Below are 19,275 nucleotides of genomic sequence, written 5' to 3' on the forward strand. Positions count from 1 at the left end.
GCTTGTTGTCCTTCCTGGCCGTTTCGTAGCGTGCTGTGCCTCCCCCGGGGGGTGTGCTTTACAGCACCCCCCGGGGGGCAGCCGCTGTGAAAACCGTGATTAGTGGCATGAATACCCTGACCTGCATAAACGCTCGGATTCGTGATGTCGCGTGTATACCGTTCTGTGAGGGTGCCTTGCTGGCCGTGAATACCGTGAACACCCCCGTGATTACGGACGTAGGCGGAATGCTGGTGTCGCTCATGGGGCGTCCAGGTCGACGACAGGGTGGTAGGTCGCTGGGTTGATGGCACCGCCGACGCGGCCGCGCGTGCCTGGCTGCTGCTTGACGAGGCCGCGGCGCACCAGCGAGTCGAGCCGCCGACGGGCCTTCTCCACCTCTTTGGGCTCAGCGGAGCGGCCCTCCACGTCGAACAGGAGCCGGGCGGCGTCGGCGGCGGTCAGGCCAGGCTGAGTGCGCACCAGGGTAAGCAGATCAACACCCTGCTGGACGGAGATGCCACCGGTCTCGGCGTCGTGCAGCAGCTTCATCGGCCCGATCTCCTCAACGGGCTGTTTCAGGTGACTCAATTCGACGATCGGATCGCCAGGTTCACCCCACAATAGGAGCACCGAGCCGGCACCGGCGGTCAGCCAATTCGACCCGTACACGTCGTCGAGCTTGCGTGGCCGTTTGTTGTCGGCTGCGGCTTTGCGCTGGTGATGGAGTTCCAGCAGGTCGATACCCTCGGTCAGGCAGATTTGGCGGGCCTGGTTGTATCTGGCGCCCACCTCATCCTTGACTAGATCTAGCGCGGCGTCCTTGAGGGAGTCGATGACGACGGTGTCGGCGTCGGCGTTGCGGGCCAGGCTGAGCAGCGCGCGAGGCTCCTTGGCCAGGTCGACAGGTGGCGGTCCACGCCACACCATCAGCCGTTCGGCGAGCGTGACACGGTCCTCCTCGGTGACCATGCGTCGCATGGACCGGGCGATCTGGCCGGGCCGGTCACAGGCGAGATAGAGCACGCGGCTGGCGGTAGGAGCCACGGGCATGCCAAGCAGCGTGGCCGGGCCGACACCGATGCGGGCCAGCGTGAGCCGCTGTGCCAGGGTGGACTTGCCGACGCCCTGCGGGCCGGCGATGACGAGGCTCTCGCCGGATGGCCAGGCGACCTCCTGGCCGTCGCCCCAGATGGCGGGCAGGTCGGCGAACGGGTCGAAGATGAACACGGGGGCCTCCTGGAGGCGGCGGTCGCGGACGAGTGCGTGCGGTCTTGCGTTGCCGACCTGCTCCAGCAGCTCCGCAGCGATCTGCTGCGCCTTGTCAGGGTCGAGGCCCTGCTCGTGGCCGAGTTGGGTGATGCGGTGGCCGACGTCGATGAGGCGCCGCGCGGCGGCCGCCTGGGCGACCAGGTCGAGGTAGGTGGCGGTCTGCGCGATGGTGGGGACGGCTTCGAGCAGGTCGTGGAGGTAGGTGGCGCCGCCGATCTGCTCGAGCTGGCCGGCGGCTGCCAAGTGGGCGGCGACGGTGACGGGGTCGACTGGCTGGCTGGCGGCTTCGAGGTGCGCGCAGGCGGTGAAGATGAGCCGGTGGGTGGGGTTGTAGAAGTCGCCGGCATCCAAGGTGACGAGGGCGCGCTCCAGGGCGGCGGTGTCCAGCAGCATGGCGCCCAGGACCGCGGCCTCGGCGTCGGGGTTGCGGGGTGGCTGGTGGTGGTCATTGGCTGGCACTGGCACCCCAGGGGCCGACGATGACGTTGCTGGGCTGCTGCTGACGTTGTTGGAGGGTGGTGAGGATCTGGTGGGCGGTGACCCGCTGGTGGTTGGTGCCGGCGTGTTCGAGGCGGCCATGCTCGGGGCAGTGGGTCCAGTGGAGGTTGCAGTCGAGGCAGCGTCCGTCGGGTTCGAGGTGGTTGGCCCAGCGGTGGCAGCTTGGGCACTCGTGGAGTGGATGCTCGCGGAGGAGCACCTGGCAGCGGGGGCACTCCACGAGGGCGCTCATGGCGTCTCGCCGAGTGGGAGAGTGAGCTGCTCGCGGAGCGCTTCGACGGCGACCCGGATCTCCTCACCGAAGCGGCCATTTTGGAGGTCCTGGCTCATCTGCTCGCGGGCTTGGGCGAGACCCTTGCCGTGGTAGCGGCCACCGCACACACAGTCGCAGTCGGGCTCGGTGGCCTGGTGGCAGCGGGCGTCGCAGCGGCGCTCTCCCTCGGAGTTGCCCACACTCAGCAAGGTGACCATCAGCCGCTCCGCATTCGCAGGCGGCGCAGGAGCCGGACGACGTCGTCGACTTCGGCAGCGGACAGGCGCCGGCGGCCGGTGCGTGGCAGGCCGGCGGTCTCGCGGAGCCGGTCGAGCTTGCGGCCGTAGGCGGCCTCCTGCGCGCGGCAGCCGCACCGCTCGGAGCAGTAGCGCTTGAGCGCGAAGATCAGGTAGCCGTCGTCGGTGACGCTGGTGATCGGCTCGCCGCAGGTCTCGCATGGCCAGGTTTCGGCCTCGGGACGCCGGACGAGCCGGTAGATGCTCGGCCGAGCGGTGACGCGGCCGTCGCCGCGGGTGCCGCCCATGCCGCGCTGTTCGACGGTGATCCAGCCGCGTCCGGTCAGGGTTGGTTGCAGGCCGTTGTAGGGGGTGTCGGGGGCGACGTCGGCGACGAGCTTGGTGAGGTGGCCGGTCCAGCGGCCGTTGACCGCCGTGGCGGCCATCGCGTCGTAGATGGCCTGGTAGGTGGTAAGCGGGATGCGGGCGGCCCAGTGGCGTGACCCCGGGCGCTGCCGCGCTTGGCGGCGGGCGGCGCTGGGGTCGTAGGCGTCGCCGTACAGCTCGCTGGGGTGGCAGCCGAGCACGGCGCAGAGTTTCTCGACGGTGGTGACGGCCACGGTCGGGTTGTGGCCGGCACGTTCGAAGGCGCGTTTGGCGGCGGTGTTGCGGCCGAGGATGTCGGTGAGGGGGAGATTGCGCGCGCGGGTGTACGCGCGGATGGCTTCGACCAAAGGCTCGGAGGGGAGCTTGGCCTGGCCGTTGCCGCGGACGGTCTGCCGTGGCGCGCTCACCGTCATTGCCGCCGGTCCTCCCCGGGGAGCCAGCCGCATGGGAGTCGCCGGTCGTTGTCCTGGTAGCGCGGGCAGTCCTGATGGTGCTCGGAAACGGCGTCGACCGCGCCGCAGGTGCAGGCTGGCCGGGGGACGAGGTGGCCGTGTTGGACCATGAGCCGGTGGTATTCCTCACGGCTGTAGGCGGGGGTGCCGCCGCCGGCCTGGCGCCACAGCTCGAAGGGGGATGGGTCAGGCATGATCGGCTCTCTTCGCGGTGGCGGCCGCTTCGAGCCGCTCATGTTCGCGCTGGGTGTGTAGCAGCGCCTTGGCGCACATGGGGCAGATGGGCACGTGGATGAGCTCGTGGTAGATCGGGTCGCGGCGGCCGGTGTTGCGGGTCACACCACCCCAGTTGCCTTTCATTTCGGGGAAGGCACGCTGGCGGAGCTCGCCGCGGGCGCACGCGCGGGCGCCGGGGCGTTTGGGGTGGGCATGGTCGCAGTGCCACACCTCACGGCCCTTAGTGTTGCCTTCGCGGAGCAGGCCCATGTAGACGGTGTGCACCTCGGGGTCAAGGGCGAGCGCCGAGGTGGTGGCCACATGCAAGATGGGGACGCTCATCCGGTCCGCACCTCGCCCTCTTGGAGCGCCCAACCGACATACACCTGGTCGGGGTCCTCGCCGAACGTAGGGTCACCGTGGTAGTGGCACTCGGCCCGTTCGGCGCCGTAGTCGGCGACGAGCATCATCGCTTCGGTGGCGACCCGCTCGGCGGTCTCACGGAGATGCTCGGCGAGCAGTGGGCTGCGCACCTGGTCGGCGGCTTGGCGCATGAGCCGTGCCCGCAGGTTCAACGTGACCAGGTGCTGGTCGGGATCCTCACGGCAGGTCATGGCGTGGTCTCCGCGCCCCAGGCGGTGAGCGCGTCGCGGACGATCTGGGCGCGCTCAGGGTCGGTGAGTGGGCGGGTGGCGGTCGCGTAGATGGCGCGGCGGATGTCGCGGGGCAGCTCGTACCAGTGGGGGGCGCAGGCGAACAGGTGGTTGCCGACGATCTGGCGGCATTCAGGTTTGGGGCAGCGGTGCTCCCCGACGCGGGGCACTCTCATGTGTGGCTCCTGGCGTGCTGGTCGAGGACGCGCATGGCGGCTTGGATGCGGGTGAACGCCTCGTGGCTGCCGCCGGCGTCGGGGTGGAGGCGGCGGGCCGCGTCGTGGTAGTAGGCCTGGCGGATGCCCATGAGGTTCTCGAGGATGTCCTCCCAGGCGTCCGGGTTGTCAGCGCCCTCAGCGACGATGCGTGCGGCCTGCTCCGGCGTCATGCGCCCGTCGGGCGGCGCCGGCGGTGGGAGCTGCGCCCAGCCGCGGTACTGTTCGTCGGTCTTGACCACGCCATACCGTGCGGCGGCGCGCAGCGCCTGGAGGGTGAGGGCGATGACGCGCATGTTGGTCTCCCACCAGGTGTAGGTGTCGCAGGCGAACTGCAACGCCCCGTGGCGGCTGGTGAACGACAGGATCACGCCGGGATGGCCGGGGGGCCGCGCGTTGGCGCGGGGCAGCCCGTCCTGGCGGATGTCCCGCTCTGTCAGGTCGAGTTGCAGCACGATGTCTTCCGCCTTGAGCTGGCGGAGCTCCAGCGCGAGGAGGTCCAGGGTGGATGTCCAGGGGGCGCTGAACTGGCGGCCGACGCGGCGCTCCCACGGCCGGGTCATCGACCCGGGCCACCGGTCGATCGGCCGGAAGGTGACGCCGGGGATCGTGTTCACGTCGCACCTCCGGTGTCCACGGGGGAGACGCCTTTATCGCCGCGGCGGTGGTCGACGTCGGGGATGGTCCGCCGGGGGGGCGTCTCCGGTGGAAGCTCGAGCACGCGGCCGCGGCTGCCGTGCCATCGGCCGGTGAGTGCGATGACGACCTCGGGCCAGTCGGAGGGGTGCCACAGGTGCACTTCGGCGCCGGCCTTGCGCAGCCCGTCCATGATCTCGAGCTGCTTGGCGGTCGGCTGTTTGCCTTCGGCTTTGAGTTCGGCGAAGAAGTGTCGTTCGCGGATGAACAGCCAGTCGGGCAGGCCGGCGGCGTCCTTGTCTCCGACCAGGATCGGCTTGCCGTTGTTGTCGGTGCCGACCTGCCGGCGGGAGTCGTGGTGGTGCAGGGCGCGCCAGTGCAGGGTGAGTGCGAGGTCGAGGACGGTGGCCTGCCATTGCGCCTCGCTCATGGCCAGGTCGATCTGGCGGCGCGCCGGGCTGGTCATGGCTGCCGCTCCGGCGTCTCGAGCGCGCGGCGCCGCGCCGCCCAGCCGGCACAGACTTCGGCGGGGGTGCCATCGGCGCGGTACGGCACGCCGTCGATGATCGGCGGCTGATAGTTGACGGGTGAGCCGGGGATTTGGACGCCTGCGGGGTGGCGCCAGGCGATCGGACGGCGGATGCCCTGATGGCACCAGAACCGCTCGCCACGCTGCACGATCTGCTCGAGGAGCTCCTGGTCGCCGGCGACGTTCGGGTCGCCGCGGCGCTCTGGGGAGTCGGGCCGGTAGGCGCAGTCGTCGCAGGGACGCTGGCGGGTGACCGGCTGGACGCCGGCGGCGAGCAAGGTGACGGTCTGGGAGTCGGGTGGGGTCTGCTCCACCTCGAAGACGGGCTCCCAGCACGTGCACCGCTCCGGCCCCATGCACGCTGCGCCGTAGCAGCACGTGCCCTGGCCGGCGTCGGGCAGCTTTGGCTGGCTAGGCTGGCTGAGTCCGCACAGGTTCATGGCGCACCTCGGTAGCCGTAGACCTTGTGGGTGGTGTCACACCGCGGGCAGGCGGTCACGCCGACCACGACCAGCCGGCGCGGCGGTGGCGGCTGCAGGTGCGGCAGCCGGACCTCCAGTGCCGCGACGGCCTCCTCGAGCGTCACCGCATCCGCCACAGGCGTGGCCAGGGGCGGCGGGGGCGGCGGGGGCGGCGGGGGTGTGGCGGCGGGGCGGGGCCGGTAGGCGGTGCGGTGGCGGCGTGGCCCGCCGTTGTTGGCGATCCAGCACGCCTCCTGGCAGTACAGGCCAGCCCACGCCGGGTGCGGGAGCGGCGTGAACGGGTCACCACAGTTGAGGCACTCCCGCTCGCCGGCGAGCTGCGGCTGGTAGACCGCGCTGGGCCTACCCATCGCCGACCGTCCCGGAGACTCGCCACCAGACTTGCCGCCAGCCCGCCAGCTTGACCCGCTCAACCCGCCCCGCCTTGGCGAGCGTGTCGAGCCGCTTCCAGGTGATGTAGTCGGGTGGCCATGCCATCGGCCCGGCCGCCTCACACACCTGCCGGGTGGACAGCGGGAACCCCTGCGCGTCACGCAACACGGCCAGGAGCTGGTCATCGAGGGCTTGGGCGGCGAGGATGTCAGCCATGCTCGGCCTCCTTGAGGCCTGCCCGGGCCTCGCGGAGCTGCTGGTTGGCTTGGCGGAGCAGCTCCCGCGCGGTATGCAGCCGCTGTGCCAGGGCCTGGGCGGCCTGGACCGCGGCCGGCTCGGTGTCGAACAGGGCGAACAGGTCACGGTCGGCGGGGGCGCCGAGCCCTGCGGGTGGGGTCGCGGTGACCCGCCATGGGCATGCGCGCCCGTCGGGCGTGTGGGTGATCTTCACCATCGGGTCGCCGTCCACCAACACCTCGCTCACGAGGGTGTGCACCTCCACGTCAGCCATCGGTCTCACCGCCGAGGTGGCCGATGATGGCGACCAGGTCGCCGCCGATCTCCAGCTGCTCGAGCGCGTCGGCGCCGGCGAGCAGTGCGACCCGCAGATCGGGGAAGAGGGATGGCCCGTTGCGCCGCTCGTAACTGCGAAGGATCTCGGCTGGGGGGACGCCGGTGCCGCCCTCTTCGCGGCGTCGCCGGCAGTAGCGGCAGTCGTCGTGCCAGCGGCCGTCGGTCATGTGCCGCAGGTGCTCATCCACCAGCCCAGCCTCGGACCGGGGAGGCTGGGATGGTTGGGCCCGGGGCACCTCCCGCCGCGAAGGCGCCCCGGGCGTCTGCGCGCTCATGGCTGCCGCCTCTCAGCCATGACCGCGTCGTAGATGGCGCGCACCCAGCGGGCGTCGCCAAGCGCGGTGTGCCGCTCGAAGTCCTCCGGTGCGCTACGTCCGCTGTCGCTCGCGAATCCAGCGCTCGACCTCACGATGCTTGCCCTCCAGCCAAGCGGAAGTGCCAAGCGGGTCGAGGTGGGGGCAGATGCCACCATTGATTGAGCGACCGGAATTGCAGTTGTAGCAGAGCACTTGGTACTCGGGCGGGAAGCCTCGCTTGAGGATGTCAAGCCAGACGCGGCCTGACCCCCTGCCGAGGGCTTCCCGGTGAAGGCGACCGTCCCCGTTGATGTGGTCGATGGTGAGGAACCTCGGGTCGGCCTCGCCGCAGCACGCGCACTTCCCGCCATAGCCGGCGAGCACACGGATGCGGTACTGCCCCCAGCGTTTCCGTCGGTTGGCGAGGCACCGCTCGTGCGAGCGGCCACGCAGCGGCTCATCCCCGAGCTTCCCGCCGCAGTACCGGCATCGGTCAGGCTGGTTCCGCCGCCATCGCGCATAGCAGGCGGTGCAAAGGCCCCTGGCGCAGTTCGCACGGGTTATCTCCCTCCCGCACTCATCACAGCGTCGTACAGGTCTCTCGCCCACCGCGCGTCTCCCAATGCCGTGTGCTTCTCGTACCTCTCTACATCGACACCCATCATTGTAGAGAGATCGTGCGACACCCACGGTGGCGCGACAGGTTTGCCTTGCGCTGCGAGATAGCCAACGGCGAGGTTTTCCACGCAGCAAAGGTGGTAGTGCCATGCCGGGCAGCAGCCCCGCTGGCGCAGGAACGGCGAGAGGAACGCCGCGTCGAACGAGGGGACGGCGCCGACCAGGTGCGCGCTGGCGGTCAGTTCCATCAGCGAGGCGGCGACCTCCCAGGTGTCGGCCTGCTCGACCTGGCCGGCCTGATCGGGTGCCCACTGGAGCGCGCCTGTCCAGGTGCGGCTCTGCGGCGGCCGACGCTCGAAGTAGCGGCCGACCTCAAGCGACATCGGGTCGGCGCGGCCGAGGTCGATGGGTAGCCACCAGCGCCACTCCAAATCGAGGGCACTGCTGCCCGGGTCGCGGACGATGAGTCCGATCTCGTAGACCTCGCCGCGGTCCGGGTCGAGCGACGTGGTCTCGGTGTCCAGGAAGCAGAGGCGGGTCATGCTGGGGCTCCTGCGGCGTCGAGCAGCCACGCCTTGGCCAGGTTGAAGTCGTCGCCGGCGAGCGCTTTGAGCTGGTCGATCGTGTCGATGTTGGCGAACGGCTGTTCGGGCAGTTTCTGGGGGTGGTTGGGGGGGAGCTGGCCGGCGCGGCGCAAGCGCAGCATCACGTTGGTGAGTGACCGGTTGAGCGCGGTGGCGAGCTGTTCGATGTTCTGTGCGGCTTCGAGGGGGCCGCCGGGGGTGATGGTGGCCCGGGCCTCCTCGGCGGGGGAAGTCGCCGAGGTGGCCCGGGCGTCCGCCGTCGGCGAGGCGGGGGGTGCCTCTGCCGGTTCGGCGGGGGTCTGCTGTGGTGGGGTGGTGGCAGGCTGTGGGGGCGGGGCGGCTGGCGCCGGCGTCCGCGAGTCCGCTGGCGCCGCCGACCCGTTCCCCTGTGTCTTGGGGACGGGGAGCCACTTGTCGAGGATGTAGCCACGGTCGGCCCACAGGTGCAGGCCCAGGCCGAGCCGCATCGCGCACCGTTTCAGCGCATCCGACTCGGCATCTTTCAGGCGGGCACCGTCGTGCTGCCACAGGTCGGCGTGCTCGACATCACCGGTCTGCTCGATCACCACCCGCTCGCCGTCCACGGTGGCGGCGAGCCGGAAGGTGGCACCCACGACCACGTTGTGGAGCTTGACCACCGACTTGCCCTCAAGGAAACGGCCCTTGTTCGGGTCCTCGCGGATGCGTTCGAGGACATCACCGCGGTGGATCTGCACGAGCTTGAAGCTGAACGGGCCGAGGATCAGCAGCAGCAACTGGTTGACGGCGTGGTGGGGCGCGTAGTCCTCCCCTTTGCCGTCGTCGCGGGTGTTGCGGATGAACCCTTGGTCGATGCGCTGCGCCAGCCTGGCGAGCTGTGGACGGTCCGTGGTGGTCATGCTGGGGTCACCTCTTCTGCGGCGGGCTGCTCGAGGTCTTCGAGCGCCTGGAACTGGAAGCCGTTGCCGGCTAGGTCAAAGCACAAGTCCGTGTAGGAGCAGATCCCGCACGGTCCGAAGGTGGCGACCGGGGGGCCTTCGATCAGGTCGCGGGCGTACCGGCAGGTGTCAAGCAGCTTGATGTCCCACATCGGCTTGACCGGGTAGGTGTCGGTCGACGGGCCCTTGTCGAGGTCGATGAAGCGGACCAGGTCTGGGCGCTGGCCGATCACCTCGGTGACGCCGAGCGCGTAGCAGGCAGCCTGAATCCACCGTTCGTGCTTGCTCCAGTTGCCCGACCCGGTCTTGTAGTCGACTACCACCAGCGCGTCCCGGACCGGGTCGAGGTCGATGCGGTCGACCCGGCCGCCGAGCTTGAAGTGGCCCCGGTCCAGCAGGGTCTCGAAGCGGCGTTCGCAGTGCAGGATCTCCGGCCGATCATCGGCGGGCGTGTTGTGCCACCAGGCCGTGTAGGCGTGCGCGGTGTCCAGCGACGACTGGTACTCGTCGAACCCGCTCCTGGTCGTGGCCTCCCAGGGGGAGCGCTCAGGGTCGTCCAGCAACTCGCGTTCGGCGGCACGCAACGAGTCGATGGTGTCGCGCCATGGGCCGATCAGGTCCGCTTCGGCCTTGCGGTAGTCGTTGGTCATGCGGGGGGCCTGGGCGCCGCCCTTGCGCCGGCCGGCTTCGGCGTCGGTCTTGATCCGGTCGGCGATGGAGTCCAGCTCGGCCATCTGTGGGGCCATGTCGTCATGCAGCGCGAGCCACTGGCTGAACAGCCCTGTCCACGGTGGTGGCGCGTTGAACTGCCACGCCTCCCTGACCTCTGTGGTCAGGTGGGCGACGCCGGGCAGGTCAGGGCGACCCTTGGTCGCCTCAAGCGCGGCATGCAGCTGGTTGCCACGGAAGGCGGGCAGGGCTGGCTTTTCGCGCAGCTTGAGCTTGTAGCGGCGCTGCGCGCGCAGCGGGCAGCCAAGCGCCATGCTGATCTTGGTCGGCGACAGCCAGTACGGGCCATCCTGCAGCACGCCGCTCATCCGCCCCACCATCCCCTGGTCAGCCAGATGGCCAGGAAGAGGAGCAGCCAGAAGCAGAGGCCAACGCCGATCCCGGTCACGCAGCCTGTGGCGGCCCGCAGGTCCTTTTTCACGAGGTCCGTCCTCGTCCGCGCAGATGCACGTGGATGCCAAGGTCGGCGGCGGCGGTCTCCCCGATCATTCGGACTCGGCCGGCCGCTTCGTGCAGCGCGCTTCCAGCTTCGGCGCGCTGTTGTACGTAGCGGGTGATGAGGAGCAGGTCGGCCGCGTCGAGCACGCTGATGGCCGTGTGGGCGCGCCGCCCGGCCCCCGGACGGAGCTGGGCGGCCGGCGGTGGCGGTGGGATGGCGATCGTCGCGGCCAGCGCCCGGGCGGTCGCGGCGGTCTGCCGGTCCAGCCGGCCGCGGAGCTCCTCGACAAGCCGGCGGTATCGTCGGCGGCCATCCCACAGGGCCGCCAGGCCGCAGACCAGCACGAGCACGACCGCCACGAGGGCAAGGATGAGCGTGGACGTGGGCATGGGAGCCTCCGGGTCAGTCGTAGAAGCCGGCCATCGCCTCGGCGGGACGCTGCGGCGGCGGTTCGGGCGTGGGCGGGACAGGGATGTGGGTGCCGCGGTGATGGGCCTCTTCGCCGGCGGCGGCATGGATGTGCGAACAGGCCTGATCAGTGCGGATCGGCAGGCCTTCGCGCTGGCGGAGCAGGGCGGGGTGGTCGCAGGTGGCGGTCCACCGGTCGGCGAATAGGCGCACCGTGACCTGGTAGACCAGGCCCTGGTCGCCGAGCACCAGGTACACCGCCCATGTGGGGCCGAAGGCGTCGCGGCTGATGTGCTCGTGGTCGCGCAACCGGTCGGCCTTGTCGGCGCAGTAGGCGCTCACCTGTACCGGGTCGATGTTCACCCACTGGCGGGCGGTCACTGGGCACCGTCCGGCATCATGCCGTTGCGGATGGCAAAGTTGACCGCTTCAACCTGTGAATGGACGTCGAGCTTGACGTACAGATTCTGCAGGTGCGTGCGGATTGTGTGACGACTGATGCCGAGGTCAGCGGCGATCTTCTCTGGCCTGCGACCGTTGACGAGGCATTGCAGCACCTGGCGCTCCGCCGACGTGAGCCATTCCAGGAGGTGACCATCGGCGAACTCGGTCCCGCAGCGCGGGCAGGTCCAAGTCATGGCCTGGCCGCCCTGCAGATGGGGCACAACTGGCGTGCCTTGTGCCACCGCTTCAATCGGCGTTCCAACGCGCGGGTGCCCGACCAGGTGCGCGCAACCTGAAAGCCGATCCCTTGGTTGCGGATCGCACGCATGATCGCCGCGCCGTTCCCGGTGGTGTGCGCCTCCAGCCTCCTGGCTGGCGTCGCGGACCAGCCGAAATAGTGTTGGGCCATCGCCCGCGGGTTGGCCGGGTTGCCGATCGGGCGGTCGAAATGCAGCAGGTACACGGTGCCCGCCATCAGCGCACCTGCTCCTCGATCCAGACCGGGTGGAACCGCTCGAGGAACGCCAACGCGCGGGCGCGCCGGCCGAACGCGAACCACCACGGGCTCCACTCAAGGGCGGACCAGCTGATCCGGTACTGCCAGCCCAGCAGTGCGGGACGCAACTGCCCGTGGCCCCGGCAGGTCGGGGCCATGCGCAACCTCTGGACGCGGCGGGGCTGCTCACGCCCGGTCATGACGACCGCCTCCACCAGCGCCGCGGCGGGGTGGGCGTTTCGAGGGTGAGCTGCAGCGTCCCGACACGCTGCAACGTGCCGCACATCGCCTGCACTGCCGCGATGGACTGGATGCCGTCGTGGATTTCGCGGACCTGCTCGTCGGTGAGGCCGGCCTGGTAGCCGGCGTCGCCCAGATAGCCGGACACGACCGCGAGCCGCTGGAAGATGCCGGCGGCGTCCAGCGGCACGATGAGCATCACCGGGTCGCCCCCCGCGCTTTGCGGCGGACCTCGGCCAACGGTTCGATCCCGTCGGTCTCGCCGGCCCGCTCTGCCTCCTGGGTGTGCAGGGTGCGGAGCTTGCTGAGTGCGGAGTCGATCTGGCGGCATTCGGCGCGGAGCCGCTCAAGCTGGCCGGCCGGGTCGTTGCTGGCACCCATCACCCTGGCCATCGTCGCGGCGATCCGGTTGTTCCCTCCGACACGGGCACCCATGACGGTGAGCAGCCGCCGCGCGGCCTGCACGTAGCCGGCTTCGGTCGCCCAATGGGCCGGCTGCCGCCGCGTGACTGCCAGGTCGGCGAGCTCCGACAACTGCTGCTCGGTTGGCAGGACCGTCGGCTCGTCAGGTCTACGCACCAGAGCCCGGGGGAGGCTGCGGATGCGGCTACCCAGGTCCATCGGCTATGGTCCTTTCGTTTGGGGCGCCGCCTTTGATCTCTTGGTCGGGGACAAGGGCGGCGCTTGCTGTTTCAGGTCTGCCGGGCTGCTCGCTTCCTGCGGAGGCGGCGCGCCCGCGCCTTCTCGCTCTCCGACCGCCACCCCGCGGGCAGCCTGGTCACCCGCGGGCGTGGACGTTCCCGCCAGCAGGCATGCGGCACCGCGGTGGTGCCGTGGGGTGGGCGTGACCGGTCCTGCGCGCGGACCCGTTGCCGCTGGTCGTTCCGGACGCTCCGCCGTTCCGCATCGACGGTCTTGCGGAGCGGCTTACGCACCGCGGGGGCAGGCCTGACCAGCGGGGTCATGAGGCAACCGCCTGCCGGTCGCCGGCCGGCTCGCCCGCTGTTGGCCCGGCGCCCAGCAGCTGCTCGATCGTGAGCTGCAACACGGCGGCCAGCGCGGGCAGGACGTCCACGTCGGGCCGTTGCCGGCCAAGCTCCCACGACGTGACGGTCGACCGGTCACGGCCAACGGCGGCGGCGACCTGCGCCTGGGACAGCCTGAGAGTCTTCCGCTGAGTCTTCATGAGCTCGGTGTCCAACATCACGCTCCCGAATGAGGTACACATCATGTGTGCGCGTCGCACCGCTGTCAAGAGCCTATCCCGAACGACACTCGCCCCGTGTACACAGTGGACACGAGGGGTGTGTCACGCTAACGTGGTGCGCGGCGCGCACCGCGCGAGAGTGTGTTAGATGCAACAAGGAGGCAGAACGGTGCCCACGGTCCTGCGCATCGACCCGGAGCTTGGTCGGAAGCTCGAGGCGGCCAGGAAGAGGCGTGGCTGGTCACTGGCGACCGTGGCCACGATGATCGGCCCAGTCGGCAATCCACCCAAGGGACTACGCGACACCCAGATCGGCCGGCTCGAGGCGGGGGAGCGCAACCTCACCGCCGAGGAGGCATGGCGCCTGGCGGACCTGTACTCCGAGATCGACGCCTGGAAGCTGCTGGAGGAGGCTCGCGCGGTCAGCCCGCTCTCATCCCCGGCGTTCAAGGATGCGGTCAGGGAGGAAGCGAGGCGACGCCGGTCGGGGGAAGCGATGGGCTTCCGCCGCTATGACATGGTGCTCGCGGCGGCCGCCGATGCGACTTCTGACCTGCACGATCACACTAAGGTCGGGTTGTGGGATCGCGCTGGTCAGCGCCCTACCCGGTCGGGACATCGCAAACTGCGCCGGATGGCCGAAGAGACCCAAGCACTCCCCATCCCGGCCTGAGTAGCCAATTACTCACGAACACCGGCAACTCCTCAAATGCCGTACTCGAATTACGTCGCTTTCATATGGTGAAAGCGGCCGGATCGCACGAGCATCGGAAACTCTCCCCATGGCAGCCGGTCTTCCCAAACCCATGGAAAGGGGCACCGTTGCTCCCCCTCTGGACGGATCTCCTTGACCCCGGCGCGCGACGCGCGCTGCACCTCCACGTTGGCCACCTGAACCCCCGGACCATGCTGTACCTGTTCGTCGGCGCTGTGGTGCTGCTGATGGCTGACCGGGTCCGCCAAAACCTCGGCCTTGACGACGATTTCCCCCTGGTGGGGATCGTCACCTTCGGCACGGCCCTGGACCGCTACCGGTCGTGGATGTGGATGGCCGGCCATGAGCAGCGAACCATCACCGACTACAGCCGCACGCTCAAGGCATTCACCGACACGCTGCCCCGCGACGGCTCGGGCGAGCCACGCTGGCATGCACGCAACCTCCCCAAACACCTGGAACGATGGCTTGGCCAGCCGGCCAAGTCCGGGCCGAACCGGGGCGGGCCGAAGTCGGTCGCCACCCGCGCCCACGAGACCATGATCGCCCGCCGCTTCTACCACTGGTGCTCATCGATCAGCGCACCGCCGCTGCTCACCCGCAACCCGCTCGCCGGCGTGATCAGCCCCCGGGTGGGGGAGGGCCCGCCGCGGGACCTGCCCGACGAGATGGTCGCCGCGATCCTCGAGCTGGCCGAGAAGACCGACGAGCGGATGGGGATGATGTGCTGGCTCGCCTGGGCTGGGGGGCTGCGCTGCATGGAGATCGCCGGCGCCCGCATCGAACGGTTCCGCGTCAGCGAGCAGGAAATCACCCTGCTTGTGCACGGCAAGGGCCGCAAACAGCGGATCATCCCCCTGCACCCGGCCGCCCACCAGTTCATCCGCAAGTACCTCATCAGGCGGCCGCAGACCGGGCCGCTGGTGGAGGGCCGCGACCACAATGGGCAGCCGACCGGCCGGCCGATGAAGCCGGCGACCGTCAGCGTGACGATGGGCCGATGGCTGCGCGCCAACGGCTTCCCGGCCTCAGCGCACCAGCTGCGCCACTCGATCGCCACGGCGATCTACCGGGCCGGCGAGGGCACCAACATTGACCATCTGCAGCAGTTCCTCGGCCACGCATCGGCGAACACGACCCGCCGTTACGCCAAGGGATACACGTTGCAGGTCGGCCGCTGGTTGGAGCGCGTTCCCGACCCGCGGGACATCCCAGGCGACAGCCCTCGCCCGGCATGCTAGGATAGCGCCCTGGGAACCCCGGCTGAGGGAGCGGAGCGCATGGACAGGGCCTATCCGACCGGCTGGTGCTGGTGCGGCTGCGGCGAAGCGACCGCACCGCGCAGCCTCTTCCGGCCCGGCCACGACGCGGCCGCCCGCGCGATGATCTTGAAGCACCACTACCAGGGCGACACCGCCACCATGGTGCTCGCCCACGGCTACGAGCAGCCCGGCCCCCACGGGTTCGAGCGGACCACTACACCGGAAGCACGCGGCGCATCCGGCACCATGCCGGAGCAGGAGGCGGGGCGCATCCCGCTCCCCGAGAGCGCCGGCGTTCCCCGGGAGGTGCGCGAGCGGTACGAGCGGCCGGCCGCCCCCGGGCACACTCCCCCGGCGGGGGAGCGGCCATGAGCGTCCGCTACTTCCTGGTCACCGCGCCCGACGAGGCGCGCATGCGCATGTGGATCAACACTGCTGCCTACGCCAATTGGCTGGAAGGCCGCCCCAACCGGCATGGCGGCGAAACCTGGGCGGTGACCGTGTTCGGCGAGCACGCCGGCCACTTCGAGGAGGTGGCTCGGGCCGTGCCCGTCACCCTGGAGGAGATCGAAGGCGCTGGAGGCAACGAGCAGTACCGACTGCTGGTCGGCGACCCCGAAACGGGCTGGGGCGAGCCGACTCCCCCGGCGGGGGAGAGCAAGCCATGAGCGAGCAGCTGCTGGGCGAACTTGGGTTGCCGCCTTGGCGCTACCAGGAATATCTGGAAAGCCCCGAGTGGCAGGCAAAACGTGCCCTGGCGCTTGAGCGGGATGGGCACCAGTGCACCGAGTGTCACCGCGCCGATAGGCTCGAGGTGCACCACATCACCTATGTTCGGCTCGGCAGGGAGCTGTTGGAGGATCTGGTCACGCTCTGCTTTCACTGCCATATGGACCGGCATGATGACAGCCCTTGGGGCTACGAGGCGGACGGCAGTGTTTCGCCCATAGAGTCCGTGCCAGTGTGGCCGGAGCAGATGCATGACCGCGAGTTCGTCTGCGACCGCTGCGGCCACCGTACGATCCCGCTGTGCCCACAGATCGAGGGGACGCCGCATGCAGGCTGCGGGGGTCGATTCAAGCCGGCCGAGACCACTCTCGCATCTCCCCCATAATAAACATTATGTAAACCTGAGACTTTTCGCCCTGGTAGGAGGCACTCCCCCATGATCAAGTTCACCACCATCGCCAAGGACGGCCGCACGGTTGTGGGGCTCGGCCTCAGCGCCGAGAACGTCCGCCGACTCCAGGCAGGAGAGCCGATCGCGGTCGACCTCCGAGAGCAACTCAAGATCGAGCGCGGCCCCCATGTGATGATCTTCTTCGGAGAGACCGAGGAAGCAATGCGCCGCGAGCTGGCGCCCTACATCACCTCGGCCACGGTCATCCACGACCAGCCATGAACCTGCTCGACCAGTGCATCGAGGACGCCGGGACGCCCGCCACCCCGGCCGAGGCGCGCTTCTTCGACGAGGGTGTCGCCCTCCTCCGCGACTGCCTGAAAGCCTACGACACCGACCTGGACGACATCGCGCAGGCCCGGGCGGCACTGGCGGGCATGATGGCGGTTTCCGCCGTGATGGAACGGGACGGCACCCCGCAGCCCAACGAGCTGACCGGCATGGAGTATGTGCTCTCGCAGTGGCTGCGCCGCCGCCACTCCCCCGCCGGGGGAGACTAGCGGCTCCCCCGGGCCAGCCGTCGGATGGCGACCCAGAAGGCCGCGCATCCCCACATCCCGTAGGCGACGGTGATGCAGAGCTCCAGCCAAACCACCTTGCCGCGACCAAGCATGACGACCTGCAGGATGCCTGGCAGGACGAGCGCGGCGAGTACCCAGAAGCACAGGCCCATCAGGAGCAGCAGCCATAACGCGGGACGCGACATGGTGGCCTCCTCTCCCGGCGCTAGATTCTAGGATGTAGCGGCGGGTGGTCGGTGACACTCGGGTCGACGGTCGGGTTGTGGTCCCCAGGGCTGCCGGGGTCCGATACCGCTTCAGAGTGCGCAGCCACGGCCACCCGGCTGAATCGTTGCGCATGCAGGCCCTCATGTCCTGGGCAGGCGCCAAGATGCCGGCGGCCACCATGCGCCTGGCGTGGCTGGTCGCAGCTGGCGCACAGCACGGCCATGCCAGGATCGGGCAGGCGACCGTCTGGGGTGCGCCGGACGAGCGAGGGGTGGGTGAGCCGCTGCTGGCCGGTGCGCAGCTCGTAGCGGCGCAGCGCGGCCAGCGTCACCCGTAGGACCCTGCGGGACAGCTCGTCGCCGCAGCCGGCCAGGTCGTGCTCCCAGGCGGACTGGCAGACGTTGAGGGCGAGCTCCGCCCACTCCCGGTCGACCGGGCCGGCGGGCAGCGGCGCCGGGTCGCTCATGGCGTCACCGCCGTCGGGCGGTCGCTCACGTCGTGCCGTGGACCCGCTCGAACTGCTGGAACAGCGTCTCCTCCCACTCCCCCAGATGGAATGCGAACGCTGGCGCCAAGTCGCGGCGGAAGGTGGCGTTGGTGTTGTAGAGCCGGTGCAGGTGGCCGAGGCCATGGATCAGGACATCCCAGTCCCGCGGTTGTGGGCGCTCCCCGGAGGCATGGGTGGGGGGCGGGCCGACCATCGCGGCGAGCTGGGTGGAGACCGGCAGCGCGAGCGGCCAGCGGGCCCGGACCGGCCCGTCGCAGGGAATGACCGCCATGTAGGTGTGTACCACGCCGATGCCAATGTCCCGATCGGAGGTCTGGTGCAGCGGCGTGGTGGGGCGGACGGGGATGTCCCGGCGGGTAAGCTCCCGGACGATCAGGTCGTGCAGCCGCACACCCTGCTTCTTGAATGGCGTCGTCCACGGCAGCGTGCCGCTACACAGCCAGATCCCCGCCTGTTCGGCGGGGATGGTCGGGTCGATGGTGAGCGGCCACACCTCACCGAGCACGCCTGCCGGCTCGTCATCGCCGATCGGAAGGTCGGCCGCTTCCGGGTCCACCCACCCGTTCGGGTTGGGCACCTCATGCCAGGGACCGATGTGCTCCGTCATGGCTGCTCTCCTTCCGGGCGGTTGGCCAGCTCCAGCGCGCGCTGCTTGAGCTGGCCGGCGCGGGCCTTGCGGACGCTGATCCGCTGCGCCAGCACTTCCAGGGTCATCGTCTCGCTCGCCCAGATCCTGCCAACCTGGCGGGCACGCAGATCAGCGGCCTGTCCTTCCAGCCGGCCGAGATCATCGACGAGCTCGGTGGCCAACTCGAACGCCTGTTGCGGGTCGGTGACCTGCTCGACCGCTTGGAATGCGCCCTGGAGTCCCTCCAGCGCTTCGGCGATCTGCCTGGCGACCTGGTCATGGTTGGGCATGCGCACAGCATACCCGGTTTGTCTAGAGGGCACTGGACGCGAGCGTGGGGAGATCGTATTCTGACCCGCGAAATCTAGTAGGCCCTAGACGCGCCGGTGAGGGGCGGCGCAGAGCTCACGCGATGCTTCTGCGGACAACTGCATAGCGGGCGCATCCGAGGCGGGTGCGCCGCAACCCGTTCCAAAACCGACCCGGGCGGGAGGTGCCATCTCCCGCCCGGGCTTCTTTCGCATCGGAGGTTGCGCTCCAATGCCGCTGCATCGTCCCACCCTGCCGCCACGCGCGGCCAGGCCCACGCTGGACGCCCAGGTCGAGGCGTGGTGCCAGTCCCTGTTGGAGCAGCCGTGCGACGGATGCTTGGGTGAGGGGCGGCTGTGGCCGGTCGGCGACCGGTGGCTGTGCGCGGACTGCCGGGGAGAGCAGCTGGAGCCGCCACCGCGGTGGCGTGAGGTGGCCTGATGGGCCGCCGCGACGACCACCGCGGTGAGGGGCCGTGGCTGATGCTGTTCCTGGTGCTGCTGGCGGTGGGCGCCAAGCCTGCCGCGGAAGCCGCCACACCCCACCACCGTCGCACTCCCCCGCCAGCGCCGACGCCGGCGGCGGCGAGCTCGACCGGCCGGGCGGACATCCCGCCGGCCTACCTGGTGCTGTACCAGCGGGGCGCCCACGCCTGCCCGGGCCTGTCCTGGGCGGTGCTGGCCGGCATCGGGAAGGTCGAAACCAACCATGGGCGCTCGCGTGCTCCGGGCGTCGTCTCCGGGGTCAACCGGTTCGGCTGCTGCTCGGGGCCGATGCAGTTCAACATCCGCAACGGTCCGCCCTCGACGTGGGA

At 69.9% G+C, this 19,275-nt stretch carries 38 protein-coding genes; 8 read left to right on the forward strand and 30 right to left on the reverse strand.

The annotated features are described in order from the left end of the window. Positions 1-240: 240 nt before the first annotated feature. The 26 genes from VG276_28085 to VG276_28210 form a co-directional block, all read right to left on the reverse strand. The gene (locus tag VG276_28085) at positions 241-1,710 is read right to left on the reverse strand and encodes a DnaB-like helicase N-terminal domain-containing protein (GenBank protein ID HEV8653149.1); all 1,470 of its coding nucleotides are present in this window, start codon (positions 1,708-1,710) and stop codon (positions 241-243) included. After that, a complete protein-coding gene (locus VG276_28090; GenBank protein HEV8653150.1) occupies positions 1,697-1,981 on the reverse strand; it encodes a hypothetical protein in 285 nt (94 codons plus the stop codon). The genes VG276_28085 and VG276_28090 overlap by 14 nt, the downstream gene beginning before the upstream one ends. Beyond that, positions 1,978-2,220: a hypothetical protein gene (locus tag VG276_28095; GenBank protein ID HEV8653151.1), complete on the reverse strand. Its 243-nt coding sequence runs from the start codon at positions 2,218-2,220 to the stop codon at positions 1,978-1,980. Before VG276_28095 ends, VG276_28090 begins: the two co-directional genes overlap by 4 nt. Then, entirely contained in the window at positions 2,220-3,038 is an 819-nt protein-coding gene (locus tag VG276_28100; GenBank protein ID HEV8653152.1) for a hypothetical protein, read from the reverse strand. The genes VG276_28095 and VG276_28100 overlap by 1 nt, the downstream gene beginning before the upstream one ends. Then, complete coding sequence (locus tag VG276_28105) at positions 3,035-3,271, reverse strand: hypothetical protein (GenBank protein HEV8653153.1); 237 nt, start codon at positions 3,269-3,271, stop codon at positions 3,035-3,037. The genes VG276_28100 and VG276_28105 overlap by 4 nt, the downstream gene beginning before the upstream one ends. Next, positions 3,264-3,635, reverse strand: a complete 372-nt coding sequence (locus VG276_28110; protein ID HEV8653154.1) for a hypothetical protein — start codon at positions 3,633-3,635, stop codon at positions 3,264-3,266. The genes VG276_28105 and VG276_28110 overlap by 8 nt, the downstream gene beginning before the upstream one ends. Continuing rightward, positions 3,632-3,907, reverse strand: coding sequence for a hypothetical protein (locus VG276_28115; protein ID HEV8653155.1), 276 nt, complete (start codon positions 3,905-3,907; stop codon positions 3,632-3,634). The genes VG276_28110 and VG276_28115 overlap by 4 nt, the downstream gene beginning before the upstream one ends. Beyond that, complete coding sequence (locus VG276_28120; protein ID HEV8653156.1) at positions 3,904-4,122, reverse strand: hypothetical protein; 219 nt, start codon at positions 4,120-4,122, stop codon at positions 3,904-3,906. Before VG276_28120 ends, VG276_28115 begins: the two co-directional genes overlap by 4 nt. Beyond that, complete coding sequence (locus VG276_28125; GenBank protein HEV8653157.1) at positions 4,119-4,778, reverse strand: J domain-containing protein; 660 nt, start codon at positions 4,776-4,778, stop codon at positions 4,119-4,121. The genes VG276_28120 and VG276_28125 overlap by 4 nt, the downstream gene beginning before the upstream one ends. Next, positions 4,775-5,263, reverse strand: a complete 489-nt coding sequence (locus VG276_28130) for a hypothetical protein (GenBank protein HEV8653158.1) — start codon at positions 5,261-5,263, stop codon at positions 4,775-4,777. Before VG276_28130 ends, VG276_28125 begins: the two co-directional genes overlap by 4 nt. Beyond that, positions 5,260-5,766: a hypothetical protein gene (locus tag VG276_28135; GenBank protein ID HEV8653159.1), complete on the reverse strand. Its 507-nt coding sequence runs from the start codon at positions 5,764-5,766 to the stop codon at positions 5,260-5,262. The genes VG276_28130 and VG276_28135 overlap by 4 nt, the downstream gene beginning before the upstream one ends. Then, entirely contained in the window at positions 5,763-6,158 is a 396-nt protein-coding gene (locus VG276_28140; protein HEV8653160.1) for a hypothetical protein, read from the reverse strand. The genes VG276_28135 and VG276_28140 overlap by 4 nt, the downstream gene beginning before the upstream one ends. Further along, positions 6,151-6,396 carry a hypothetical protein gene (locus tag VG276_28145; protein ID HEV8653161.1) on the reverse strand — a complete coding sequence of 82 codons (246 nt, stop codon included), beginning with the start codon at positions 6,394-6,396 and terminating at the stop codon, positions 6,151-6,153. Before VG276_28145 ends, VG276_28140 begins: the two co-directional genes overlap by 8 nt. Then, complete coding sequence (locus VG276_28150) at positions 6,389-6,691, reverse strand: hypothetical protein (GenBank protein ID HEV8653162.1); 303 nt, start codon at positions 6,689-6,691, stop codon at positions 6,389-6,391. The genes VG276_28145 and VG276_28150 overlap by 8 nt, the downstream gene beginning before the upstream one ends. After that, positions 6,684-6,941 (reverse strand): hypothetical protein, encoded by a 258-nt coding sequence (locus VG276_28155; protein HEV8653163.1) that lies wholly within the window; start codon positions 6,939-6,941, stop codon positions 6,684-6,686. The genes VG276_28150 and VG276_28155 overlap by 8 nt, the downstream gene beginning before the upstream one ends. A 668-nt stretch (positions 6,942-7,609) precedes the next feature. Then, a complete protein-coding gene (locus VG276_28160) occupies positions 7,610-8,209 on the reverse strand; it encodes a hypothetical protein (GenBank protein ID HEV8653164.1) in 600 nt (199 codons plus the stop codon). Beyond that, entirely contained in the window at positions 8,206-9,129 is a 924-nt protein-coding gene (locus VG276_28165) for a hypothetical protein (protein ID HEV8653165.1), read from the reverse strand. Before VG276_28165 ends, VG276_28160 begins: the two co-directional genes overlap by 4 nt. Beyond that, on the reverse strand, positions 9,126-10,205 hold the full coding sequence (locus VG276_28170) for a PD-(D/E)XK nuclease family protein (protein HEV8653166.1): 1,080 nt from the start codon (positions 10,203-10,205) through the stop codon (positions 9,126-9,128). Before VG276_28170 ends, VG276_28165 begins: the two co-directional genes overlap by 4 nt. A 109-nt stretch (positions 10,206-10,314) precedes the next feature. Further along, positions 10,315-10,725, reverse strand: a complete 411-nt coding sequence (locus tag VG276_28175; protein ID HEV8653167.1) for a hypothetical protein — start codon at positions 10,723-10,725, stop codon at positions 10,315-10,317. 13 nt (positions 10,726-10,738) lie between these two features. Next, entirely contained in the window at positions 10,739-11,125 is a 387-nt protein-coding gene (locus VG276_28180; protein ID HEV8653168.1) for a hypothetical protein, read from the reverse strand. After that, the gene (locus VG276_28185; GenBank protein HEV8653169.1) at positions 11,122-11,382 is read right to left on the reverse strand and encodes a helix-turn-helix transcriptional regulator; all 261 of its coding nucleotides are present in this window, start codon (positions 11,380-11,382) and stop codon (positions 11,122-11,124) included. The genes VG276_28180 and VG276_28185 overlap by 4 nt, the downstream gene beginning before the upstream one ends. After that, on the reverse strand, positions 11,379-11,663 hold the full coding sequence (locus VG276_28190) for an endonuclease (GenBank protein ID HEV8653170.1): 285 nt from the start codon (positions 11,661-11,663) through the stop codon (positions 11,379-11,381). Before VG276_28190 ends, VG276_28185 begins: the two co-directional genes overlap by 4 nt. Further along, positions 11,663-11,884, reverse strand: a complete 222-nt coding sequence (locus tag VG276_28195; GenBank protein ID HEV8653171.1) for a hypothetical protein — start codon at positions 11,882-11,884, stop codon at positions 11,663-11,665. Before VG276_28195 ends, VG276_28190 begins: the two co-directional genes overlap by 1 nt. Then, a complete protein-coding gene (locus VG276_28200; GenBank protein HEV8653172.1) occupies positions 11,881-12,126 on the reverse strand; it encodes a hypothetical protein in 246 nt (81 codons plus the stop codon). Before VG276_28200 ends, VG276_28195 begins: the two co-directional genes overlap by 4 nt. Continuing rightward, positions 12,123-12,545 carry a hypothetical protein gene (locus tag VG276_28205; protein ID HEV8653173.1) on the reverse strand — a complete coding sequence of 141 codons (423 nt, stop codon included), beginning with the start codon at positions 12,543-12,545 and terminating at the stop codon, positions 12,123-12,125. Before VG276_28205 ends, VG276_28200 begins: the two co-directional genes overlap by 4 nt. 340 nt (positions 12,546-12,885) lie before the next feature. Beyond that, on the reverse strand, positions 12,886-13,110 hold the full coding sequence (locus tag VG276_28210; GenBank protein ID HEV8653174.1) for a helix-turn-helix transcriptional regulator: 225 nt from the start codon (positions 13,108-13,110) through the stop codon (positions 12,886-12,888). A gap of 190 nt (positions 13,111-13,300) precedes the next feature. On the opposite strand from VG276_28210, the gene VG276_28215 reads away from it, so the two are divergent. From VG276_28215 to VG276_28245, 7 genes are all read left to right on the forward strand, one after another. Further along, positions 13,301-13,804, forward strand: coding sequence for a helix-turn-helix transcriptional regulator (locus tag VG276_28215; GenBank protein ID HEV8653175.1), 504 nt, complete (start codon positions 13,301-13,303; stop codon positions 13,802-13,804). 149 nt (positions 13,805-13,953) lie between these two features. Then, positions 13,954-15,087 carry a tyrosine-type recombinase/integrase gene (locus VG276_28220; protein ID HEV8653176.1) on the forward strand — a complete coding sequence of 378 codons (1,134 nt, stop codon included), beginning with the start codon at positions 13,954-13,956 and terminating at the stop codon, positions 15,085-15,087. A 39-nt stretch (positions 15,088-15,126) separates the two neighbouring features. Further along, positions 15,127-15,480: a hypothetical protein gene (locus tag VG276_28225; protein ID HEV8653177.1), complete on the forward strand. Its 354-nt coding sequence runs from the start codon at positions 15,127-15,129 to the stop codon at positions 15,478-15,480. Beyond that, positions 15,477-15,776 (forward strand): hypothetical protein, encoded by a 300-nt coding sequence (locus VG276_28230; GenBank protein HEV8653178.1) that lies wholly within the window; start codon positions 15,477-15,479, stop codon positions 15,774-15,776. Before VG276_28225 ends, VG276_28230 begins: the two co-directional genes overlap by 4 nt. Continuing rightward, positions 15,773-16,222, forward strand: coding sequence for an HNH endonuclease (locus VG276_28235; GenBank protein ID HEV8653179.1), 450 nt, complete (start codon positions 15,773-15,775; stop codon positions 16,220-16,222). Before VG276_28230 ends, VG276_28235 begins: the two co-directional genes overlap by 4 nt. 51 nt (positions 16,223-16,273) lie before the next feature. Then, on the forward strand, positions 16,274-16,510 hold the full coding sequence (locus tag VG276_28240; GenBank protein HEV8653180.1) for a hypothetical protein: 237 nt from the start codon (positions 16,274-16,276) through the stop codon (positions 16,508-16,510). After that, a complete protein-coding gene (locus VG276_28245) occupies positions 16,507-16,788 on the forward strand; it encodes a hypothetical protein (GenBank protein ID HEV8653181.1) in 282 nt (93 codons plus the stop codon). Before VG276_28240 ends, VG276_28245 begins: the two co-directional genes overlap by 4 nt. On the opposite strand, the gene VG276_28250 is transcribed toward VG276_28245, so the two are convergent. Genes VG276_28250 through VG276_28265 form a run of 4 tightly spaced genes read right to left on the reverse strand, consistent with a single transcriptional unit; the run spans position 16,785 to position 18,442 of the window. Next, complete coding sequence (locus tag VG276_28250) at positions 16,785-16,994, reverse strand: hypothetical protein (protein HEV8653182.1); 210 nt, start codon at positions 16,992-16,994, stop codon at positions 16,785-16,787. The genes VG276_28245 and VG276_28250 overlap by 4 nt on opposite strands. Positions 16,995-17,014: 20 nt before the next feature. Next, positions 17,015-17,482: a hypothetical protein gene (locus tag VG276_28255; protein HEV8653183.1), complete on the reverse strand. Its 468-nt coding sequence runs from the start codon at positions 17,480-17,482 to the stop codon at positions 17,015-17,017. A 25-nt stretch (positions 17,483-17,507) separates the two neighbouring features. Next, positions 17,508-18,131 carry a hypothetical protein gene (locus VG276_28260; protein ID HEV8653184.1) on the reverse strand — a complete coding sequence of 208 codons (624 nt, stop codon included), beginning with the start codon at positions 18,129-18,131 and terminating at the stop codon, positions 17,508-17,510. Further along, on the reverse strand, positions 18,128-18,442 hold the full coding sequence (locus VG276_28265) for a hypothetical protein (GenBank protein ID HEV8653185.1): 315 nt from the start codon (positions 18,440-18,442) through the stop codon (positions 18,128-18,130). The genes VG276_28260 and VG276_28265 overlap by 4 nt, the downstream gene beginning before the upstream one ends. 459 nt (positions 18,443-18,901) lie before the next feature. Here VG276_28265 and VG276_28270 point away from each other — a divergent pair. Further along, positions 18,902-19,275: hypothetical protein (locus VG276_28270; protein HEV8653186.1), on the forward strand; the 374-nt coding region annotated here is incomplete at its 3' end.

It is taken from the genome of Actinomycetes bacterium (genome assembly GCA_036000965.1).
Taxonomy (GTDB): domain Bacteria; phylum Actinomycetota; class CALGFH01; order CALGFH01; family CALGFH01; genus DASYUT01.

What these genes read in the sequence shown, in the direction of transcription:
- VG276_28135 (HEV8653159.1), bottom strand. Translation starts at nt 5,766, where the DNA reads ATGAACCTGTGCGGACTCAGCCAGCCTAGCCAGCCAAAGCTGCCCGAC.
- VG276_28185 (HEV8653169.1), bottom strand. Translation starts at nt 11,382, where the DNA reads ATGACTTGGACCTGCCCGCGCTGCGGGACCGAGTTCGCCGATGGTCAC.
- VG276_28130 (HEV8653158.1), bottom strand. Translation starts at nt 5,263, where the DNA reads ATGACCAGCCCGGCGCGCCGCCAGATCGACCTGGCCATGAGCGAGGCG.
- VG276_28100 (HEV8653152.1), bottom strand. Translation starts at nt 3,038, where the DNA reads ATGACGGTGAGCGCGCCACGGCAGACCGTCCGCGGCAACGGCCAGGCC.
- VG276_28145 (HEV8653161.1), bottom strand. Translation starts at nt 6,396, where the DNA reads ATGGCTGACATCCTCGCCGCCCAAGCCCTCGATGACCAGCTCCTGGCC.
- VG276_28140 (HEV8653160.1), bottom strand. Translation starts at nt 6,158, where the DNA reads ATGGGTAGGCCCAGCGCGGTCTACCAGCCGCAGCTCGCCGGCGAGCGG.
- VG276_28210 (HEV8653174.1), bottom strand. Translation starts at nt 13,110, where the DNA reads ATGAAGACTCAGCGGAAGACTCTCAGGCTGTCCCAGGCGCAGGTCGCC.
- VG276_28230 (HEV8653178.1), top strand. Translation starts at nt 15,477, where the DNA reads ATGAGCGTCCGCTACTTCCTGGTCACCGCGCCCGACGAGGCGCGCATG.
- VG276_28175 (HEV8653167.1), bottom strand. Translation starts at nt 10,725, where the DNA reads ATGCCCACGTCCACGCTCATCCTTGCCCTCGTGGCGGTCGTGCTCGTG.
- VG276_28095 (HEV8653151.1), bottom strand. Translation starts at nt 2,220, where the DNA reads ATGGTCACCTTGCTGAGTGTGGGCAACTCCGAGGGAGAGCGCCGCTGC.
- VG276_28265 (HEV8653185.1), bottom strand. Translation starts at nt 18,442, where the DNA reads ATGCCCAACCATGACCAGGTCGCCAGGCAGATCGCCGAAGCGCTGGAG.
- VG276_28160 (HEV8653164.1), bottom strand. Translation starts at nt 8,209, where the DNA reads ATGACCCGCCTCTGCTTCCTGGACACCGAGACCACGTCGCTCGACCCG.
- VG276_28235 (HEV8653179.1), top strand. Translation starts at nt 15,773, where the DNA reads ATGAGCGAGCAGCTGCTGGGCGAACTTGGGTTGCCGCCTTGGCGCTAC.
- VG276_28250 (HEV8653182.1), bottom strand. Translation starts at nt 16,994, where the DNA reads ATGTCGCGTCCCGCGTTATGGCTGCTGCTCCTGATGGGCCTGTGCTTC.
- VG276_28205 (HEV8653173.1), bottom strand. Translation starts at nt 12,545, where the DNA reads ATGGACCTGGGTAGCCGCATCCGCAGCCTCCCCCGGGCTCTGGTGCGT.
- VG276_28105 (HEV8653153.1), bottom strand. Translation starts at nt 3,271, where the DNA reads ATGCCTGACCCATCCCCCTTCGAGCTGTGGCGCCAGGCCGGCGGCGGC.
- VG276_28120 (HEV8653156.1), bottom strand. Translation starts at nt 4,122, where the DNA reads ATGAGAGTGCCCCGCGTCGGGGAGCACCGCTGCCCCAAACCTGAATGC.
- VG276_28110 (HEV8653154.1), bottom strand. Translation starts at nt 3,635, where the DNA reads ATGAGCGTCCCCATCTTGCATGTGGCCACCACCTCGGCGCTCGCCCTT.
- VG276_28165 (HEV8653165.1), bottom strand. Translation starts at nt 9,129, where the DNA reads ATGACCACCACGGACCGTCCACAGCTCGCCAGGCTGGCGCAGCGCATC.
- VG276_28225 (HEV8653177.1), top strand. Translation starts at nt 15,127, where the DNA reads ATGGACAGGGCCTATCCGACCGGCTGGTGCTGGTGCGGCTGCGGCGAA.
- VG276_28240 (HEV8653180.1), top strand. Translation starts at nt 16,274, where the DNA reads ATGATCAAGTTCACCACCATCGCCAAGGACGGCCGCACGGTTGTGGGG.
- VG276_28090 (HEV8653150.1), bottom strand. Translation starts at nt 1,981, where the DNA reads ATGAGCGCCCTCGTGGAGTGCCCCCGCTGCCAGGTGCTCCTCCGCGAG.
- VG276_28150 (HEV8653162.1), bottom strand. Translation starts at nt 6,691, where the DNA reads ATGGCTGACGTGGAGGTGCACACCCTCGTGAGCGAGGTGTTGGTGGAC.
- VG276_28245 (HEV8653181.1), top strand. Translation starts at nt 16,507, where the DNA reads ATGAACCTGCTCGACCAGTGCATCGAGGACGCCGGGACGCCCGCCACC.
- VG276_28190 (HEV8653170.1), bottom strand. Translation starts at nt 11,663, where the DNA reads ATGGCGGGCACCGTGTACCTGCTGCATTTCGACCGCCCGATCGGCAAC.
- VG276_28170 (HEV8653166.1), bottom strand. Translation starts at nt 10,205, where the DNA reads ATGAGCGGCGTGCTGCAGGATGGCCCGTACTGGCTGTCGCCGACCAAG.
- VG276_28260 (HEV8653184.1), bottom strand. Translation starts at nt 18,131, where the DNA reads ATGACGGAGCACATCGGTCCCTGGCATGAGGTGCCCAACCCGAACGGG.
- VG276_28115 (HEV8653155.1), bottom strand. Translation starts at nt 3,907, where the DNA reads ATGACCTGCCGTGAGGATCCCGACCAGCACCTGGTCACGTTGAACCTG.
- VG276_28255 (HEV8653183.1), bottom strand. Translation starts at nt 17,482, where the DNA reads ATGAGCGACCCGGCGCCGCTGCCCGCCGGCCCGGTCGACCGGGAGTGG.
- VG276_28195 (HEV8653171.1), bottom strand. Translation starts at nt 11,884, where the DNA reads ATGACCGGGCGTGAGCAGCCCCGCCGCGTCCAGAGGTTGCGCATGGCC.